Origin of the sequence: Roseovarius sp., assembly GCF_048262375.1 — a bacterium.
Classification (GTDB): domain Bacteria; phylum Pseudomonadota; class Alphaproteobacteria; order Rhodobacterales; family Rhodobacteraceae; genus Roseovarius.
In genome coordinates this window covers 443,023-460,300 of record NZ_JBLXFE010000001.1, presented here as the reverse complement: position 1 = coordinate 460,300, position 17,278 = coordinate 443,023, and the positions used below count along the sequence as shown (strand labels likewise).

Below are 17,278 nucleotides of genomic sequence, written 5' to 3'. Positions count from 1 at the left end.
ATCACAGGTTTATTGCGCGGCCATGCGCTCGGTCTTCGGCAGGGTCAGACGAAACGCAGCGCCTTTTTGCCCCGGCAAATAGCTAACAGAGCCGCCAAGCCGCGCCATGATCTCGCGGCAAATCGCAAGCCCAAGCCCCGCCCCGCCAGCCTTGGTCTGCCCGATGCGCGAAAACTTTTCAAAGATCACCGCCTGTTGCGCAGGCGGAATGCCCGAACCGTTGTCGGTAAAATCGATCACCAATTGCCCGTCCAATGTCCCGGTGCGGATCGTGAGCACCGGCGGTTGCCCGTCACAATACTTGCGGGCATTGGCAATGAGGTTGATGAACACTTGCGCCAGCCGGTCCAGATCGGTGGTCAGTTCCACCGCTTCGGCGGCACGGTCGCGCACCACCCGCAGCGCGCCCCCCTGCACCCCTGCCGCCCGCTCTGCCCGGTCCAGCAAATCTGCCAGCGATCCGGTTTGAACATGCAAGACGACTTGCCCGTTCTCCAGCACACTCAGATCCAGAAGATCATCCAACAGGCGGGTCAAACGCACCGCCTCATCATGAATGACCGAGGCATATTTGTTCTGCTCCTCTGGCGTCAGATCGCCGGTGTCGCGCAGGATCTCGGAAAATGCGCGGATCGAGGTCATCGGCGTGCGCAGCTCATGGCTGATCTGGCTCAAAAACCCGTCTTTCTGCACCGAAAGCTGCGTCAGCTTTTCATTGGCCTGCCGCAACTGCCGCGCGGTGCGCGCCAGTTCCTGCGATTTGGCCTCAAGCTGGCTGGAATATTCCATGATCTGCGCAGTTTCATCGGCCACCGCCATCAGATCCTCGACTGAAACGGCTGCTCCCCCCACAATCTGGCTGATCATCGCATGCGCGGTCGCGGCCCCAACCGAGCCCGATAATTCGCGCTCCAGCTCTTGGAGGAAACCGGGGCTTGGCTCTGGCAGATATCCCGCCAGCCCTTGGCGTTTAGCCGCCTCGGCAAAGAGCGCCTGCGCCTCGGTGGCCCCCATGATGCGCTGCGCCATGATCAACAGATCTTCGCTCTGCGCCATGCCGCCTGTCCAGCCGCCGGGCGTGCCGGAATGATCAAAGACATTGACGAATTGCGCGCCCTGCAACCGCTCAACCGGTTGCGGAAAGCTGAGCAACGATCCCAGCACAAAGGCCCCGGTATTGAGCAACAGCGACCACATCACGGCATGCACGACCGGGTCCATCCCATCAGCCCCAAAGAGCGCGCGGGGCCGTAGCCAGCTCAGACCAAACAGCCCGTTGTCGAACACAGCCTGTGGCATCACCACAGAAGGGCCAAAACTGGGCAGAAAGAGGCAATAAATCCAGACCGCAGCCCCGACGCAAAGCCCAGCCAAGGCCCCCGTGCGTGTCGCGCCCCGCCAAAAGAGGCCCCCCATGAGCGCCGGCATGAACTGCGCCACCCCGGCAAAGGCGATCAGCCCGATCGCCGCCAGCGCCGTACCACCCCCCGACAGGCGGAAATACACATACCCTAACAGCACCACCCCCGCGATGCTCAGCCGCCGCGCCAAAAGCGCCACATGCCGCACGTCCCCGGACACCATCGCGGCACTGCCCGAGAAATGCAGCCAGAGCGGCATCACTACATGGTTTGACACCATGGTTGAGAGCGCAATCGCCGCAACAATGACCATCGACGTCGCGCTGGAAAACCCGCCCAGAAACGACAGGATCGCCAAACCGTCGCGCCCATCCATCAAGGGCAGCGTCAAAACGAACAGATCCGGGTTGGCCCCCTCCGGCATCATCTCAAGCCCCACCGCCGCAATCGGCACCACAAACAGGCTCATCAGCATCAGATAGGTCGGGAACGCCCAAGCGGCGGTGCGCAGGTGATCCTCGTCCTCATTCTCGACCACCATCACCTGAAACATCCGGGGCAGGCACAAAAACGCCACCGCCGACAGCATCGTCAGGCCAACCCAGCGACTGCCCGAAACTTCGAAACGCGCGATGGCCGAGGCGTCGATCCGATCAAGCGTCGCCGCAACCCCACCAGACAGTCCCCAGACCACGAAAATCCCCACTGCTATCAGCGCGCAAAGTTTGACCACCGCCTCAAGCGCGATAGCCATAACCACGCCATGATGGCGCTCATTCGCATCAAGATTGCGGGTTCCAAAGAGAATGGTAAAAAGCGCCAGGCCCCCCGCCACCCAAAGCGCGGTGGACTGCATGTCGGGCAAAGTCGCGGCGGTGGGATCGGTTTCGGCAAAGGCGGCAAACGACAGCGTCACCGATTGCAATTGCAGCGCGATATAGGGCGTCGTGCCAATCACTGCGAGAACGGTCACGATCACCGCCAAGAGGTTGGATTTGCCATAGCGCGAGGAAATCAGGTCCGCGATCGAAGTGATCCGCTGACTGCGGCCCACCCGCACCATCTTGCGCAGGGTCCACCACCAGCCAACCATGATCAGCGTCGGCCCCAGATAGATCGTCACGAACTCCAGCCCCGAGCGCGCGGCAAATCCCACCGCTCCATAAAACGTCCAGGCGGTGCAGTAGATCGACAGCGACAGCGTATAGATATAGGGCGACCGGAGCCAGCTGCCGCGCCCGCGCAGTGCCGCGCGATCTGCGGCAAAGGCTACGGTAAAGAGAAACACCACATAAAGAACGCAAACAAGAATGAGGACATTGAGGATCGTCATCTAGCGCTCCTGCGATCCCGGCGGATCGGCCTCGGTGCCGGTGGGGAGCAACCGGGTCGAAATCACGCCCGCAATCACCGCCAGCAGGACCCACAGGCCAAAGATGTAGAACATCGCACTCGTGGTGCGCACCGCGTCGGTCCTCCACAGAAGCGGCACGCAAAACAACACGGCTCCGGCGATGGGCAGCATTCGCGCCGCATCCGACAACCGCCGCAAACGGTAGGTGCGGCGCGCCAGAAACAGCGGGCTGCGTTCGGGGCTCATGGCACCACCAGCGCCCGCACCGCTGCAAGCACATCAGCATTTGAAAACGGCTTGGTCATATATTGGCTGGCTCCGGCGCGCTCTGCCATCTCGCGATCCTTGGTCTGCCCCCGCGCCGTCAGCATCAAGACCGGCGTGCGGGCATAAACCGCATCAGCACGAATTTCCTGCAAAATGTCAAAGCCACTCTTGCCCGGCAACATCACGTCCAGAATGATCAGATCCGGCGCGCGGGCGCGCACAGCCTCCATCGCGTCATGGCCATTCGCGTGGGTCTTCACCTCCCAGCCATCCCGCGAGAGGATAAAGCTGACAGCTTCGATGATGTTCGGCTCGTCCTCGATCACCAGAACCCTCTTACTCATGCAACCGGCCTCCCCTCCGTTGCGCACGCGATCCTGCCGCGCGCCTGATTTTTTTATCCATCCCGTCACATCCCCTCCGCGACAATCGACGGCTCACGCCGCGCCACACAATCCGGCAACGGACAAATCCGGCAACTGACCCCCATCTGACGCAGCGCACCGCCTGCCTCGCCCGGATCGGGCAGAAGCAGCATCAGCGCCTGCATCAATGGCGGGCGGTCAAACCCGGCTGGAACCGCCTGCGCCGCCACAGCAAAGGCCTCGACCACCTCGGCGCCGCGCCCCGCCTGCCGCAGCCTGAAGCGGATTGGCACCTGCGGCTGACTAAGCACCTGATAGAGCGGCCAGAGCGTGCAGGCCCCCGCCATACGGGGCATGGCAAAGCCGGTAATCGGCTTGCGAAACGTCAGCGTACCCGAGGCATCGCAGATCACAAGACCCACCGGGCCGACCTCTTCTTCTGGCAGGCTCGCCAGACGCCGGAACACCCGCGCCATATCCGCCCCCGTCGCTTCGGCCAGACGGTCGGGGCGCGGCCCAAGTGTGGCCACCCGCGCCAGAAACGCCCGCAGGGGCAACGCCTGCGCATCCTCCATATAGCGCAAGAGTACCTCGCGCGTCAGGCTCTGCGCGGGGCCGGACATACCCTGTACCGCGGCCGCCTCAATCAGCCGCGCCACATCGCGTGGCCCTGCCATTTCGCGCTCCAACTCGGCCAGATGATAGCCGCGCGCCGTCAGAAAGGCATGCATTTCATCCTGCGGCGAGGTCAACTCTGCCTCGGTATTCGGCGCCGCCTCCAGATAGCGCACCAGCGCCTGTGCGCCCTCGGTCAACCGCGCGCTGTCCTCATTGATGTTGCGATGGAACCGCGCCTGCCATTCCGGCTCGATCGCCTCGGTTTCGACCAAGATTGATGATGTCGACCGAATCGCCGTCACCGCCGAGATCACTTCATGCAACGAATCTGCCAGAAACGGGTCATGTGCCAGACGATCAGTCAGCGTTTCGATGGTACGCTCCAATGCCTGTGTGCGGCGGTGCAGACCACTCAGCAGGCCCGCCCACCCCGGAAACCGTCCAGCGAACTCCTCAATCCGGTCGATCTCGGGGCCATCACTCTCGGACTTTCCAGCCGACTCGCGCAGACCCGAAATCAGCGTGGCCTCAGCGCCTTGGGTCAATTGCGAAGGCTCGACTTTCAACGCCTCTGCCAGCTTGAGCAGGGTTTTGCCACCGATCCGGCGATGATTGTGCTCAATCAGGTTTAGATAAGACGGCGATATCCCGGCCCGCTGCGCCAGATCCGATTGCCGGATACCGTTCAGCACCCGCCTCTCGCGAATTCTGGTGCCGATCATGAGCCGGTCCGGCATCTGGAGCGTCCTTTTCCCGGAGGGACAGGCAGTGAGTGTGAGAATTTTTTTACAACAGCCGCGCGGGACTTGTCTATAAGTTTACAAGCCGTTTATTCCACGAACCTGACGCAGTGCGCAATATTCTTACGTTCCTACCCGAGACCGAATGGCGACACAACCATCACGGCGCGTGCGCCCTCTATCCGTCCCGCCCTGCTGTCACCTCGACCCAAAGCCCGTCTCTGTTTTTTACCACCCTGCGTCGCAAAAAGACGCGACAGCCGCTTTTGATCTCCGCAGCCTGAGGGTCTACGGCGCCCGCGCCAGATTCACAGAATTGGATTCTCATGGCCACGCTTTCGGCACATCCCGCCCCTGCGCCCTCGCGCGCGATTCAGGGCATTCTCTGCGTCGAGATCGGCATGCTGCTCTTCGTCGGGCAGGACGCTATGATGAAAACGCTGCTCACCGTCTATCCGGTCTGGCTGCTGATTTTCGTGCGCTCCATCGTGACGCTGCTGGTGATGACGCCGTTGATTTTATGGCTGGGCGCGCCGCATCGCCTGCTCACGCCACTTTGGCCACTGCACCTCTTGCGCGCCTTTCTCTTCGCCTCAGGCTTTTCGATGTTCTACGCCGCCTTTCCCTTCATGGGGCTGGCCGAGGTCAGCACGATCTTTTTCTCCGCACCGCTCATCACCGCGCTTTTCGCCTCGTTCTTTCTGCGCGAAACCATCGGACCACATCGCAGCGCGGCACTTGTCGTGGGCTTTATCGGCGTGCTGATTGCGATGAACCCAGCGGGAGAGAATTTCTCTTGGGTAGCGATCCTGCCGCTCCTGTGCGCCGTCACCTACGCCATATCACAGATCATCGCCCGTCAGATCGGTGACCGTGAGAGCACGCTGACGGTGGGGCTATACACCTTGACCTTTGCAGGTCTGCTGATCCTGCCGATGGGCTGGCTGGTCAATCAAATTATCGAGATCACCCCCGCAACCCATCACCTGCGGTGGGAATTGCCGCCTCAGGCGTTTGACGATCTGCCTCGCCTTGCCCTCTTGGGGGCCGTCGGCATGGCGGCCTATTCGCTGGTCTCGCGGGCGTACCAGATCGCCAACGCAAGCCTCGTGGCCCCGTTCGACTATACCTACCTGCCCTTTGCCGCGATCCTCGCCTATGTGCTCTGGGATGAAATTCCGGCGCTGAACGTCCTCGCGGGCATGACACTGATCATTGCCTCCGGTCTTTATCTTGGCTGGCGCGAGTTGCGCGCCGCGCGCCACAGCAACGAGCTGCCGGTCACCGCCGAGGCGATCTTTGCCCCCGGCAGCCCCTTGCTGCCGCAGATCCCCGAGGAAGAAAGCGCCCAATGACCAACGTCCTGACCCGAACCGAACGCGACCTGCGCGGCTATGTGCTTGTTTTTCTCGCCGGTCTGGTCTGGTCCACTGTCGGCCTTGGAATTCGCCTGATCGACGAGGCACAGGTCTGGCAAATCCTGTTCTACCGCTCTGCCTCAATGACTTTGATGCTCTATGGGCTGATCCGCTTGCGCAGTGGGCGGGATCCGCTGCGGCTGGCCCTTTGCATGGGCTGGCCGGGGGTGATTGGCGGGCTGTCGCTGGTCGCGGCCTATACCGGCGCGATCTTTGCCATCCAGACCACATCGGTCGCCAATGCGATGATGCTCTTTGCCTGTTCTCCTCTCTTGGCCGCCATCCTTGGTCGCGTGGTTCTTGGCGAATATGTCCGCCCACAAACGTGGATTGCCATTGGCGTCGCAGGCAGTGGGATTGCGGTCATGGTCTGGGACAAATTCGCGGGGGCTGCTCTCTTGGGCAATCTTGCCGCCATCGGCTCTGCGGTGGGCTTTGCCACATTTACGATCACATTGCGTTGGGGCAAGGCGACCGACATGATGCCCGCCGTCTTTCTCTCTGGTCTCTTCGGCATGGCGCTGATGGCCGCGACCTGTCTCTGGCTCGGCCTGTCCCTCAGCATCTCGCCCGACGATATGGGAATTTCACTGGGCATGGGTGTATTTCAGGTAGGCTTGGGGTTGATCCTCTACACCATCGGATCGAAAACCGTGCCCGCCGCCGAGCTGACGCTCTTGTCTTTGGCCGAGGTTGTGCTTGGCCCGGTCTGGGTTTGGTTGCTCTTGAACGAAACCGCGACTCTCAATACCCTGATCGGCGGCACGATCCTGTTGGCCGCCATTGCCGGCAACGCCCTGTCGGGCGCGCGGCGCAGCCCCCCACCACCGATGCTCTGATCGGCAGTCACACGCCGACACTGACTCCTTTTTTGGAACCACGGTCCCTCTGTCGTGTTATATTTATGGTTCTAACGCAACAGAAGGGAGACCCTCATGAAACGCAGTCTCATCATCGCCAGCATCGCCAGCCTTAGCCTGTCAGGCTGTATGCAAGGCGTCAGCGACCGGGAAATGACGGGGGGTGCGATCGGAGCTTTGGGCGGCGCGGCGATCGCGTCGGCCTTCGATGTCAGCGCGGGCTGGACCGTTGTGTCCGCCCTTGCAGGTGCAGCAGCCGGTACACTCATAGCCCGCAACACGGCCAAAAACCAATGCGCCTACGCCAACGGCGATGGCACCTATCGCACTGTTCCTTGCTAAAGAGCGGCAGGGCGCACGCAGAACAACCCGTCTGTGGACCTGAACGGTTGATACACCGCGAAACACAGGATGAAACGAGGGGGCACAGCGCCGCCACACCGCTCTTATGCCAGAAGGAACTCTCTGCACGGCACCATGCCAGCCCCGAGGGGCGCCTAGCGGGCCGGGTCTGACCGGCTGGCGTCAGAGCCTTTTGCATCCCTTCCTCTGGGCTCGTCGTGCTCTGCCTTACTCTGACGCGACGCCAGAGGCAGAGCACAGCACAAGTACGAACAGCAAGCGGACGCTCATGCTGGCGCGGGGGCAGAGGCAAGATAACGCTCGAGCGGCGCATAGGAATCGGCCACGCCCTCGTTTTCCAGCGCAAGATAATCGAGCGCCGCAACCTCATGTTGCGTAAGGAACCGGAGCCGGGCCTGATCCTCAGCCGGGCCAATCGCCTCAAGCGCCTCGAAGGCCGCGAGATAGCCGGGATAGGTCCGGTTCATTTCATCGAGCAGGCTCGCCCATGTCGCGGGCGCGCGCTGCGCCTGCCCGTGACCGCTTTGGGTCAAGATGGCATCCGAGCGCGGTGTCAGACCATAGCGGGCAATGAGCGGCGCCACGCCTTGGGCTGCGTGCCGCTCGACCTCGGCCAAAAGAGTAAGACGTTTGCTCTGCTCTGGGGCCGAAAAGATGCGGGCCAGTTCGGCAAAATACGCCTCTCCTTCAATCTCTTCCTCGTAATAGAGCAAGAGTGTGTCGAGATAGGTTTGATCCGGTCTGGTCATGTTTGCTGTCCTCCTGTTCTTTACACCGCATCGCCGGGCGCGCCCATGTCAATCCGGTCGTGTTACATCGGCAGGTCGGGATCGACCACCGTATCCAGTTCGCGCGCATAACGGTGCCCGGCATGAACCGCCGCCGCGATGATCGCCGGGGCCTCGCAATCTCCGATCCGCCTCAGGCTGAACGGCAGCGGCTCTGGCAGGGCCCGCAGATCCGGATAGAGCGCGCCATTGGGACGGCGCGCACTGACCATCACCAAATGTGTTGCGGCTATCGTCATGTCCGTGCCGCCATAGACACAGGGCAGACGGGTTGATTGCTCGTCAAAGCCGCTGATCCCGCGCATCGCGGCAAGGGCGCGGGACCTCTTCCATCTCATGCCGGTGCAATGGGGTACCTGATAGAACCGATTGAGCGCGGTCACGGGTCCGATCCGGACAGGCTCGAACAGAAGGTCGTAGCGCGGGTCTCTGCTCATTTCATCGGTTCCATTTGGTCACAGAGGTGACACGCCTGCGTTCTTGCCTGTCTGAACAAGCCTATCCCTGCGGCATCACGAAATGCTTCGGGAACGCGAGGGCCAAATAGGCAAGCACCTTGGCCCTTGCCACATCGCGGCTGAAGGTCTCGGGGTAGATCAGGATATTGAGCCAGAGCCCATCGTAGAGCCCTTCGAGCGTGTGCGCGATCGTATCGGCCGACGGTCCCTGATACTGCCCCTCCTCAGCGATCTCGCGGCAGAGGCTTATGGACAGGGCAACACGCTCCTTGTCGATGTCATCCACCAGTGCGCGATAGACCGAGCGCCGACCCGCCTCGCCGAAAAACGCATACCAGACTGCCAGTTTCTTGCGCGTGCAGATCCTCGGGTGGAAATGCGACTCGGCAATCGCCAAGAGTTTGTCGCGCGCCGAAAGCCCGGCATCCTCATAGGCCCGCCGCCATTGGTCATGGTGCTCACGCGCCAGAAACATCAGGGTTTCTTCCAGCAGGTTTTGCTTGCTCTTGAAATGGAAATTGACCAGCCCGATCGACAGTCCCGCGAATTCGGTAACGGTCGACATGGTTGTGCCGGCAATGCCGTATTTGGCGATGGAATTGATCGTGGCTTCGATCAACTGACTGCGCCGGACCTCCTTGGGTTCGGTGCGCCGAGGTTTCCCGGCACCGGTCTTGGCGTGCGTTTCAATCTCATTCATTATGGTTACAGGGCCGCATCCACAGCGCGGATGGACCGTTTCTCCTTTGTTTCATCGGCATCCAGAATGACAATGGCATCTGACGACCAAGAGAACCAGAGCGCCTAACCGTTCGGCTCATCCTGCGCCGCAAAGGGACGGTTGGTGTTCTGGGTCGACACCGCAATCGGGTCTGCCTTGCCCGGCATGCTCAGATAATAATGGCTGCGCTCCCCCAGATAGGCGGCCGTGCGCAAATGACCCTCAACCGCATGGGCGCTATCCGGTCTGACCCGCGACAGGCTAAATTTTTCAGGACGCAACGCAATCTGCACCGGAGCGCCGTCAGGCATTGCGACCTGCACCACCGGCATCGGAAGGATACCAAGCCCCTCAGCCTCAATCGCGGCCATGGCGGAACCGTTACGCCAGACCGTGCCACGAAAGAAGTTCATGTTACCGATAAAGCTCGCCACTGCGCGGGACCGTGGCGCCTCATATAGCCCGGCGGGCGTATCCACCTGCAACAGCCCCCCGCGTGATCTGTCGGCAGCAACGGGCTTGACAGGGCGCACTCTTCTCAATGACTCGCAGCATCGCCGGTCAAGCGTAAGCCCGGCACCAATCGCCCCAGACAGACCTTGCTGGCGCTGAGCGCTCGTTGCCGGTCGTAGCTGCCGGGTGCCAGGTGCAGGCGCTGCCAATAGCCATCGGTGAGCGATTCCATCCACTCCGCCAGTTGATCGGCCTCGGCAGAGCGCGCCTTGGGCAAAAGTTGCGCCCAGATGTCTGACAGCACCGCGTGCCGCCTTGAATCAAATTCTGCCGCGACCTCGGCATATTGCCCGGTAAAGCGAAGCTCACCCCAAAACGCAAACCAAAGTGGCAGCACATCCGCACCACAAGCATCGGCGCTGAAATCCGCCTCGAGCAGAGCAATCAGGCGCTCGAGAGGGGCCGTACTTGCCCGCTCCAACGCCTGCATCCAGAGGGTCTCATATCCCTCATACAGATCACGCAGCGTCTGCGTGAGCAAACCGCTCTTGGATTCGAAATAGAACACCGCCACGCCCTGTGACAGCCCCGCCTCATCCGCCACCGTTGCCAATGTGGTCTTGGCCAGACCATGCGTCAGAATAGACCGCCGCGCGGCATCCAAGAGTTGCCTGCGTCGCCGCTCGGCATTCTCCTTGCGCTCTTTTCTGGGTTTTCTGCTGGTTGCCTCGCTCACATCCGGCCCTGTGCCCGCTGGTTTTCCCATCAATGCCACAGGCCGCAGGCAACGTCAGTACAAAAAATTTATTTGAGCGCTCAAAAAAACTTTACGGTAAAATCCGACGTGACTAGGATCAGGCATAGGAGCAAACCCATGCGGCCCCAGCCCTCATTCGATGCAATAATTGTCGGCGCAGGCCATAATGGCCTGACAGCAGGCGCTTATCTGGCGCGCGCGCGCCGTCAGGTTCTGGTGGTGGAAAAGAATGGCTGGATCGGCGGCGCAGCGGTCAGCCACTCGTTACACGCAGGCTGGACCTATTCCAACTGTTCTTATGTCTGCTCGCTCTTGCGCCGCGAGATTGTGCGCGATCTCGATCTGCCAAAATACGGCCTGCAAGTCATCCCCTATGAGGGCGGTGCAAGCTTTACCCGCGATGGCGATTATTTTGCCTGTTGTTCGGATCACAACGCCCCCCGCGCGCCCGAACCACCCCACCCGGCGCGACATGATACGACCTGAATTCTGACGGAGAAGAGAATGAACAAGCAGTCCAACGCCCCCGCCCCCAATGACCTGAACACATGGGACCGAGATCACAACCTGCATCCCTGGACCAACATCCGCGACTGGCGCAAGACCGATTTCATGCGGGTAAACACGGCGCAGGGCATTCATATCTGGGACAGTGAGGGCAAGCGTTATATCGACGGGCCGGGCGGCATGTGGTGCGTGCAGATCGGCTATGGCCGCGCGGAAATGGCAGAGGCCATCGCGGCGCAGGCCATGGCGATGCCCTACGCCTCGCCCTGGTCCTTTACCACCGAACCTGCCGCGCTGCTGGCGCGCAAACTGGCCGAAATGACGCCGGGCGATCTCAACACCGTGCATTTCACCGCTGGCGGGTCCACCGCTGTGGACACGGCCATCCGCGCGATGCAGTTCCTCAACAACCGCCTTGGCCGCCCGGACAAGAAAATCGTGCTCTCGCGGGAAAAGGCCTATCACGGCTCCACCTATCTCGCTGCAACCATGACCGGCAAGGAACGCTTCAAGACCCGCTTTGACAAGGCGGATAATCTGGTCCGGTTTCTGCCCGATGTGAACCCCTACCACCGCCCCAAAGACATGGGCATGGCGGCTTGGTGCGATGCAAAAATCGCTGACTTTGAACAGATGATCGCCGAGATCGGCCCCGAGCATATCGGCGCCTTCATTGCGGAACCGATTCTGTGTTCCGGCGGCGTTATCGTCCCTCCGCCCGGCTATCATCAACGCACCCATGAAATCTGTCGCCGCCACGACATTCTCTATATCTCGGATGAGGTCGTGACCGGCTTTGGCCGGTTGGGCCATTGGTTCGCCTCACAGGATGTGTTCGGCATTACCCCTGACATCATCACCTGCGCCAAGGGGCTGACCTCGGGCTATGTGCCGCTTGGGGCCTGTATTTTGTCCGATGCACTCATGGAGCACTTGGCCGGGGGGCAAGGCGACGATGTATTCTACAACGGGTACACCTATTGCGGCCATCCGGTGGCCTGCGCGGCCGCGCTCAAGAACATCGAAATCATGGAACGCGAAGACATTCTGGACCATGTCCGCCGCGTCACTCCGCATTTTCAATCCCGCCTGCGCCACATCGGCGAAACCTTCGAAATCGTCGGCGATGCGCGCGGCATGGGTCTCTTGGGCTGTCTCGAATGCCGACCCGACCTGAGCGAGGAAACCTATGCCAAACACCTGCAATTCGGGGTCAAGCTTGATGCCCTCTGCGAGGCGCAGGGCCTCTTGCTGCGTCCGTTTGGCAATATGGCGGTGTTCTCACCGCCGCTGATCATCACAACAGATGAGATAGATGAAATGTTCGATATCATGGAGGCGGGGCTGAGCCAGCTGAGCGCCGAATACACTGGTTGAAGTCGCGCGCCTGCAGGCGGATACCGATCCCGGCACCATCGCAGACACCTTGCTCCGCGATGGCGGCGTGGTGGTCGAGACCGTGGCAGGGCTGCGCTGCTGGATCGCATCACCTGTGATCTGCGCGGCCCGTTCGATGTGCAGGGGCATAAGTTTTCAAATGATTTCAACGGCGACAAGACACGCCGTCCGGGCAGCATCCACAAGCTTTCAGAGGCCGCAGCAGAAATCCTCGCGCATCCGGTAGCCATAGAAGTGGCCGACCGCGTGTTGAAACGCTATTGCATCAATTACCGCATCGGATCATCAACCGCGATCGAGATCCTGCAGGGTGAAAAGGCGCAGGTGCTGCACCGCGACGATGATTTCTATCCGATCCGCATTCCGGGGGTGGAATTCCAGATTTCCACCATGTGGGCGCTGGATGATTTCACCACCGATAATGGCGCGTCGTGCCCGGCTCGCAAGACCTGCGCCCGCTCAAGGGGTTGATCACCACCTACTCGCTGGGCTGGCTGCGTCAGGAAGAAAACATGTACCTCTCGGTGCCGAAATCCAAGGCGGATAGATACCCCGACGCGGTGCGCCGCCTGATGGGCTATCAAGGGCACGGGCGCAATCTCGGCGTCTACCCCGGCGATCCCGATGGATATTGGTTCGACGCCTGAGCGGTTGCAATCAGTGCGATTTGGCCCCCGGATGGGATGGGGTCAAAGGGCCTGATTGCACAACCGTCACCGTCACCGTCACCGTCGATATCTCGATCCGATGCGGGACGAGGCCAGCGCAAGATCCAGAGCCTCCAAGCTGCGTAATGCTCAATCTGGGGTGACGGCGCGCCACCATGCGACCCCAGTCAGACCGAAGCGGCAAGCATACGCCAAAACAACAAGCTCTGGCCAATTTCACATGATCATTACGCCCTCGCACTTACTGAATGCTCATTCAGTGGATTGCGTCGATCTCCCGGTTTTGCTACGCCTGACATGATCCCAAACCAACCGGAGCGCACTATGTCCAAGTCCCTGCCCCGCCATGCCCAGACTGTCATCATCGGCGGCGGCTCCATCGGGATCAACACCGCCTATCACCTCGCCAAACTCGGCCAAACCGATGTGGTGGTGCTGGAACAGGGGCAACTCACCTCGGGCACCACATGGCATGCGGCGGGGCTGATCGTGGCGGGTCTGCTCAAATCCGAGGTCGAGTGCGAAATCTACACCCACGGCCGCGACCTCTACGCCCGGCTCGAGGCGGAAACCGGCATCTCGACCGGCTTTCGCGATGTCGGCTATCTCCAGATCGCCACTAATGAAGAGCGCGTGCACGAAATGCGTCGCGTTGCGCCCTTCATGCGCCGCTTCGGTATCAACTGCCACGAGATTTCACCCCGCGAGGCGCAGGTGCTGTTTCCCATCGGCGATCTGAGCGACGTCAAGGCCGCCTTCTACATTCCCGAGGACGGCCGCGCCAATCCGGTCGATCTGACCATGTCGCTGGCCAAGGGCGCGCGCAACTGCGGCGTGCGTATCTTCGAAGCTGTGCAGGTCGCCGATATCCTGACCCGCAACGGCACCGCCACCGGTGTACGCACCGCTGACGGGCAGACCATCACCGCCGAGAACGTGGTCCTCTGCGGCGGCATGTGGTCCCGCCAGCTTGGTGCGCGCGCGGGCCTCAACCTGCCGCTGCAGGCCGCCGAACATTATTACCTCATCACCGAAACAATCCCCGGCCTGCCCCGCAACCTGCCGGTGCTCGAAGACCCTTCGACCTACACTTATTACCGCGAGGAAGTGGGCGGCATGATGCTGGGTCTGTTCGAGCCAGAGGCGGCTGCGTGGAATCTCGGCGGCATCCCCGACAGTTTTCAGTTCGGAGAGATTGACCCGGATTGGGATCGCGTCGGCCCTGTCTTCGAACAGGCCTTTACCCGGGTGCCCAAGGCCTTGAAGTATGGCGTGAAAAAACTCTTTTGCGGACCTGAAAGCTTTACCCCAGACCTTGCCCCCCTTGTCGGCCCCACGCCCGAACTGCGCAATTGCTGGGTCGCCTGCGGCATGAATTCTCTGGGCATCCTTAATGGCGCGGGCACCGGCATGGTGCTGGCCCACTGGATCGTGGACGGGCTACCACCCCTCGATGTGACCGCGATCAACGTCAACCGTTTCTCGAAATCCTACGCCACCCCTGCCTTTCGCCGCGACCGCACACCGGAATTGCTGGGCAAGCTCTTTGGCCAGCATTTCCACAACGAAAGCCCCAAGACCGCGCGCAACGTCAAACGCTCGGTGCTCTACGACCGGCTCAGGGCGGCGGGGGCCTATTTCACCGAAGGCAACGGCTGGGAACAGCCCGACTGGTTCGCCCCCACACCCGAAGAGGCCCGGATTGAGCGGTACAGCTGGTTCCGCCAGAACTGGTTTGACTGGCACGCCGCCGAACACCGCGCCGCGCGCGAAGATGTGGTGCTGATGGACATGTCGTCGATGTCCTGTTTTCTGGTGCAGGGGCGCGACGCCTGCGCGCTGCTGTCACGCCTGTCATGTAATGAAGTCGATGTCGCGCCCGACCGCGTGGTCTATACCGCCTGGACCAACGAACGCGGCGGGTTCGAGGCAGACCTGACTGTCACCCGATTGGCGCGCGACAAATTCATGGTTGTGGTCGGCGAAAACTCGCACGGCCATACCGAAATGCGCCTGCACCGCCATATCGGCGCGGATGAATTCGTCACCATCACCGATGTCACTGCGGGCCGCACCCAGATCAACGTGCACGGCCCCAAGGCACGCGATCTGCTGTCGCGCGTGTCCCATGCGGACCTCTCGAACGACGCCTTCCCCTTCATGACTGCGCGCGAGATCGACCTCGGCTACGCCGTGGTGCTGGCGATGCGCGTGACCTTCATCGGCGAGTTGGGGTGGGAGTTGCACGTCCCCGCCACGCAGGCGGTGCAGACCTATGACCTGCTGATGCAGGCCGGTCAGGATCTGGGCCTGCGCAACGCGGGCATGCAAACGCTCAACTCGCTGCGGCTGGAAAAGGCCTATCGCGACTTTGGCATTGACCTCGACAATACCGACAACCCGATCGAGGCGGGCTTGGGCTTTGCCGTTAAGCTGGACAAACCCGGTGGTTTCATTGGCCGTGATGCTCTCGCCGCGATCAAGGCGCGGGGCACGCCGCAAACCCGGATGCTGCAATTCATGCTCCGCGACCCCGAACCGCTGCTCCATGGCAACGAGATCATTTATCTCGGGCCGGATCCTGTCGGCTATCTTCAGGTCGGGGGCTATGGTCACAGCCTCGGCGCCGCGGTCGGACTTGGCTTTGTGCAACTTGACCAGCCCCTGACGCCCGCGATCGTGGCCAAGGGCGACTGGTCGATCGAGGTGGCGGGTCAGCGTTTCCCGGCGGTGGCGTCGCTCAAACCGCTCTATGACCCCGACATGCACAAGATCAAGGGCTGAGCCGCTGCCTCAGAGCTGTCCCGCTGCATGCAGCAATTCCCATGCGAACCTCAGGTAACTGCTACGAAACGTATGCCCGCCCGGATGCAGGCAGGAATCAAGCACCTCCCCCTTGGGATTGCGACGGCTCTGACATTTGAGATCCTCGAACGCCATCTCGCCACTCGGGCTGAACCTGCCCAGCGCCTGATACATATCAAGCGCTTCTGCGACATCGCCCTGATGGGTTTCCAGAATGGGCCGTCCGGCCAGAGGCACCGTCGGGTCGGCCGTACCGTGAATATGCACAAGGCTCGCGGCAGGCGTGGCGCAGGTCTCGGGCGGCTTCATCCAGAACGTGCCGGCAATCGCGGCAAAACCGGCAAACCGCTCTGGCATGGTGCAGGCAAGGTTCCACACCATCATGCCCCCGGCGGAAAATCCCGCCGCCATCAACCGCTTGGTATCAATCGGAAAGCGCGCCGAGACATCCTCAATCACCGCCTCGACATACCGAAATTCCTCTGACCCATCACTGTCCATATGGCGCGGCGCATAGGGAATTACCCAATCGTCATCGGCAGATTTGAGTGCGATCAGCGCCAGCCCCATATCTGACACGACCCGGCGCAGGCTCTTGTTCAGCATCACCGCCGCCGCCGACCCGCGATAGCCATGGGCAAACACCACCGCCCCGACCGGCCCGCTCACTTGCCCCTCCGGCATCGCAATCCGGTAATGCCGGTCGCCAAGCTGGCAATCGGTATCGGGCCCACAAGCCAAGGCCGGGACCGCCCCGCAGAGCACCGACAGAGCCAAGACCACACCAAGAAGACGCATCACATGCTCCTGCAACAGATTGGGATTTGCCTGTACCCTACCCTGCCAGAGCCAAGTCACAAGCGTGTGCCGTTCTGCATCCGATCACATGGAAGTGATTCATGAGCCGCGCACGGATCAACTCTTTGGTAACCGACATGCGGTTGGATGGGCGCATCCTGCCAGATGACGGAGACGCCGCATGACTCGATTAGCCCTCATCGCCCTGCTGGCGCTTGGCCTCTGTCAGGGCACGGGCGCACAGGCCCAATCCCTGACAGAGGTCAGAACCCAGCTTCAGGCGGCGCTGCAACGCAGCCTGAGCCGCTCGATGATGGATGGCGCGCTACCGCATCTCGATCTGACCACCGGACAGTTGAGTAAATTCTACCCCACCGAAAACCACGAGATCATCCTCAAAATGGATCAGGTCTATGTGATGTGCGCAACCCTCCTTGGCCCCGATGGCAAGGAGGTGCCGGTGGATTACTACATCACGCAGAGCGGCGGCCGCTATGGCGTCATCCGAACCGAAATCAACAACCGCACCCCGCTCAAGGCGCTGATGGACGCAGGCCGCGCCACCCGGCTGGAGTGAGA

General features: G+C 61.4%; 19 protein-coding genes. 9 read left to right on the top strand and 10 right to left on the bottom strand.

Annotation, left to right across the window (positions count from 1 at the left end; translation table 11 throughout):
• Positions 1-9 precede the first annotated feature (9 nt).
• The 4 genes from ACN0SW_RS02315 to ACN0SW_RS02300 form a co-directional block, all read right to left on the bottom strand.
• A complete protein-coding gene (locus ACN0SW_RS02315; RefSeq protein ID WP_417726267.1) occupies positions 10-2,694 on the bottom strand; it encodes an ATP-binding protein in 2,685 nt (894 codons plus the stop codon).
• Positions 2,695-2,961, bottom strand: coding sequence for a hypothetical protein (locus ACN0SW_RS02310; protein WP_417726266.1), 267 nt, complete (start codon positions 2,959-2,961; stop codon positions 2,695-2,697).
• Positions 2,958-3,326, bottom strand: a complete 369-nt coding sequence (locus ACN0SW_RS02305; RefSeq protein WP_417726265.1) for a response regulator transcription factor — start codon at positions 3,324-3,326, stop codon at positions 2,958-2,960. Before ACN0SW_RS02305 ends, ACN0SW_RS02310 begins: the two co-directional genes overlap by 4 nt.
• 65 nt (positions 3,327-3,391) lie before the next feature.
• The gene (locus ACN0SW_RS02300; protein WP_417726264.1) at positions 3,392-4,702 is read right to left on the bottom strand and encodes a helix-turn-helix domain-containing protein; all 1,311 of its coding nucleotides are present in this window, start codon (positions 4,700-4,702) and stop codon (positions 3,392-3,394) included.
• 329 nt (positions 4,703-5,031) lie between these two features.
• On the opposite strand from ACN0SW_RS02300, the gene ACN0SW_RS02295 reads away from it, so the two are divergent.
• The 3 genes from ACN0SW_RS02295 (at position 5,032) to ACN0SW_RS02285 (ending at position 7,325) form a co-directional block, all read left to right on the top strand.
• Positions 5,032-6,060, top strand: a complete 1,029-nt coding sequence (locus tag ACN0SW_RS02295) for a DMT family transporter (RefSeq protein WP_417726263.1) — start codon at positions 5,032-5,034, stop codon at positions 6,058-6,060.
• Complete coding sequence (locus ACN0SW_RS02290) at positions 6,057-6,962, top strand: DMT family transporter (protein WP_417726262.1); 906 nt, start codon at positions 6,057-6,059, stop codon at positions 6,960-6,962. Before ACN0SW_RS02295 ends, ACN0SW_RS02290 begins: the two co-directional genes overlap by 4 nt.
• A 96-nt stretch (positions 6,963-7,058) precedes the next feature.
• A complete protein-coding gene (locus ACN0SW_RS02285; protein ID WP_417726261.1) occupies positions 7,059-7,325 on the top strand; it encodes a glucose-6-phosphate isomerase in 267 nt (88 codons plus the stop codon).
• A 287-nt stretch (positions 7,326-7,612) separates the two neighbouring features.
• Here ACN0SW_RS02285 and ACN0SW_RS02280 read toward each other — a convergent pair whose 3' ends face one another.
• From ACN0SW_RS02280 to ACN0SW_RS02260, 5 genes are all read right to left on the bottom strand, one after another.
• A complete protein-coding gene (locus ACN0SW_RS02280) occupies positions 7,613-8,095 on the bottom strand; it encodes a hypothetical protein (RefSeq protein WP_417726260.1) in 483 nt (160 codons plus the stop codon).
• Positions 8,096-8,157: 62 nt separating this feature from the next.
• Entirely contained in the window at positions 8,158-8,571 is a 414-nt protein-coding gene (locus ACN0SW_RS02275; RefSeq protein WP_417726259.1) for a hypothetical protein, read from the bottom strand.
• A 61-nt stretch (positions 8,572-8,632) separates the two neighbouring features.
• Positions 8,633-9,292, bottom strand: a complete 660-nt coding sequence (locus ACN0SW_RS02270; RefSeq protein ID WP_417726258.1) for a TetR family transcriptional regulator C-terminal domain-containing protein — start codon at positions 9,290-9,292, stop codon at positions 8,633-8,635.
• A 104-nt stretch (positions 9,293-9,396) separates the two neighbouring features.
• Positions 9,397-9,792 carry a TOBE domain-containing protein gene (locus ACN0SW_RS02265; RefSeq protein WP_417726257.1) on the bottom strand — a complete coding sequence of 132 codons (396 nt, stop codon included), beginning with the start codon at positions 9,790-9,792 and terminating at the stop codon, positions 9,397-9,399.
• 59 nt (positions 9,793-9,851) lie between these two features.
• Positions 9,852-10,532 (bottom strand): TetR family transcriptional regulator C-terminal domain-containing protein, encoded by a 681-nt coding sequence (locus ACN0SW_RS02260; RefSeq protein ID WP_417726256.1) that lies wholly within the window; start codon positions 10,530-10,532, stop codon positions 9,852-9,854.
• A 108-nt stretch (positions 10,533-10,640) separates the two neighbouring features.
• On the opposite strand from ACN0SW_RS02260, the gene ACN0SW_RS02255 reads away from it, so the two are divergent.
• The 5 genes from ACN0SW_RS02255 (at position 10,641) to ACN0SW_RS02235 (ending at position 15,880) form a co-directional block, all read left to right on the top strand.
• On the top strand, positions 10,641-11,009 hold the full coding sequence (locus tag ACN0SW_RS02255) for an FAD-dependent oxidoreductase (RefSeq protein ID WP_417726255.1): 369 nt from the start codon (positions 10,641-10,643) through the stop codon (positions 11,007-11,009).
• Between the two features lie 18 nt (positions 11,010-11,027).
• Positions 11,028-12,407, top strand: a complete 1,380-nt coding sequence (locus ACN0SW_RS02250; protein WP_417726254.1) for an aminotransferase — start codon at positions 11,028-11,030, stop codon at positions 12,405-12,407.
• A 138-nt stretch (positions 12,408-12,545) separates the two neighbouring features.
• Complete coding sequence (locus ACN0SW_RS02245; protein WP_417726253.1) at positions 12,546-12,899, top strand: phytanoyl-CoA dioxygenase family protein; 354 nt, start codon at positions 12,546-12,548, stop codon at positions 12,897-12,899.
• Complete coding sequence (locus ACN0SW_RS02240) at positions 12,860-13,075, top strand: hypothetical protein (protein ID WP_417726252.1); 216 nt, start codon at positions 12,860-12,862, stop codon at positions 13,073-13,075. Before ACN0SW_RS02245 ends, ACN0SW_RS02240 begins: the two co-directional genes overlap by 40 nt.
• A 345-nt stretch (positions 13,076-13,420) precedes the next feature.
• Positions 13,421-15,880: a GcvT family protein gene (locus ACN0SW_RS02235; RefSeq protein WP_417726251.1), complete on the top strand. Its 2,460-nt coding sequence runs from the start codon at positions 13,421-13,423 to the stop codon at positions 15,878-15,880.
• Between the two features lie 9 nt (positions 15,881-15,889).
• Here ACN0SW_RS02235 and ACN0SW_RS02230 read toward each other — a convergent pair whose 3' ends face one another.
• Positions 15,890-16,699: an alpha/beta hydrolase family esterase gene (locus ACN0SW_RS02230; protein ID WP_417726250.1), complete on the bottom strand. Its 810-nt coding sequence runs from the start codon at positions 16,697-16,699 to the stop codon at positions 15,890-15,892.
• A gap of 181 nt (positions 16,700-16,880) precedes the next feature.
• On the opposite strand from ACN0SW_RS02230, the gene ACN0SW_RS02225 reads away from it, so the two are divergent.
• Positions 16,881-17,276, top strand: coding sequence for a hypothetical protein (locus tag ACN0SW_RS02225; protein WP_417726249.1), 396 nt, complete (start codon positions 16,881-16,883; stop codon positions 17,274-17,276).
• Positions 17,277-17,278 lie beyond the last annotated feature (2 nt).

Excerpts from the sequence above, each read along its gene's own strand:
- ACN0SW_RS02315 (WP_417726267.1), bottom strand. The coding sequence starts at position 2,694 with ATGACGATCCTCAATGTCCTCATTCTTGTTTGCGTTCTTTATGTGGTG.
- ACN0SW_RS02310 (WP_417726266.1), bottom strand. The coding sequence starts at position 2,961 with ATGAGCCCCGAACGCAGCCCGCTGTTTCTGGCGCGCCGCACCTACCGT.
- ACN0SW_RS02305 (WP_417726265.1), bottom strand. The coding sequence starts at position 3,326 with ATGAGTAAGAGGGTTCTGGTGATCGAGGACGAGCCGAACATCATCGAA.
- ACN0SW_RS02300 (WP_417726264.1), bottom strand. The coding sequence starts at position 4,702 with ATGCCGGACCGGCTCATGATCGGCACCAGAATTCGCGAGAGGCGGGTG.
- ACN0SW_RS02295 (WP_417726263.1), top strand. The coding sequence starts at position 5,032 with ATGGCCACGCTTTCGGCACATCCCGCCCCTGCGCCCTCGCGCGCGATT.
- ACN0SW_RS02290 (WP_417726262.1), top strand. The coding sequence starts at position 6,057 with ATGACCAACGTCCTGACCCGAACCGAACGCGACCTGCGCGGCTATGTG.
- ACN0SW_RS02285 (WP_417726261.1), top strand. The coding sequence starts at position 7,059 with ATGAAACGCAGTCTCATCATCGCCAGCATCGCCAGCCTTAGCCTGTCA.
- ACN0SW_RS02280 (WP_417726260.1), bottom strand. The coding sequence starts at position 8,095 with ATGACCAGACCGGATCAAACCTATCTCGACACACTCTTGCTCTATTAC.
- ACN0SW_RS02275 (WP_417726259.1), bottom strand. The coding sequence starts at position 8,571 with ATGAGCAGAGACCCGCGCTACGACCTTCTGTTCGAGCCTGTCCGGATC.
- ACN0SW_RS02270 (WP_417726258.1), bottom strand. The coding sequence starts at position 9,292 with ATGAATGAGATTGAAACGCACGCCAAGACCGGTGCCGGGAAACCTCGG.
- ACN0SW_RS02260 (WP_417726256.1), bottom strand. The coding sequence starts at position 10,532 with ATGGGAAAACCAGCGGGCACAGGGCCGGATGTGAGCGAGGCAACCAGC.
- ACN0SW_RS02255 (WP_417726255.1), top strand. The coding sequence starts at position 10,641 with ATGCGGCCCCAGCCCTCATTCGATGCAATAATTGTCGGCGCAGGCCAT.
- ACN0SW_RS02250 (WP_417726254.1), top strand. The coding sequence starts at position 11,028 with ATGAACAAGCAGTCCAACGCCCCCGCCCCCAATGACCTGAACACATGG.
- ACN0SW_RS02235 (WP_417726251.1), top strand. The coding sequence starts at position 13,421 with ATGTCCAAGTCCCTGCCCCGCCATGCCCAGACTGTCATCATCGGCGGC.
- ACN0SW_RS02230 (WP_417726250.1), bottom strand. The coding sequence starts at position 16,699 with ATGCGTCTTCTTGGTGTGGTCTTGGCTCTGTCGGTGCTCTGCGGGGCG.
- ACN0SW_RS02225 (WP_417726249.1), top strand. The coding sequence starts at position 16,881 with ATGACTCGATTAGCCCTCATCGCCCTGCTGGCGCTTGGCCTCTGTCAG.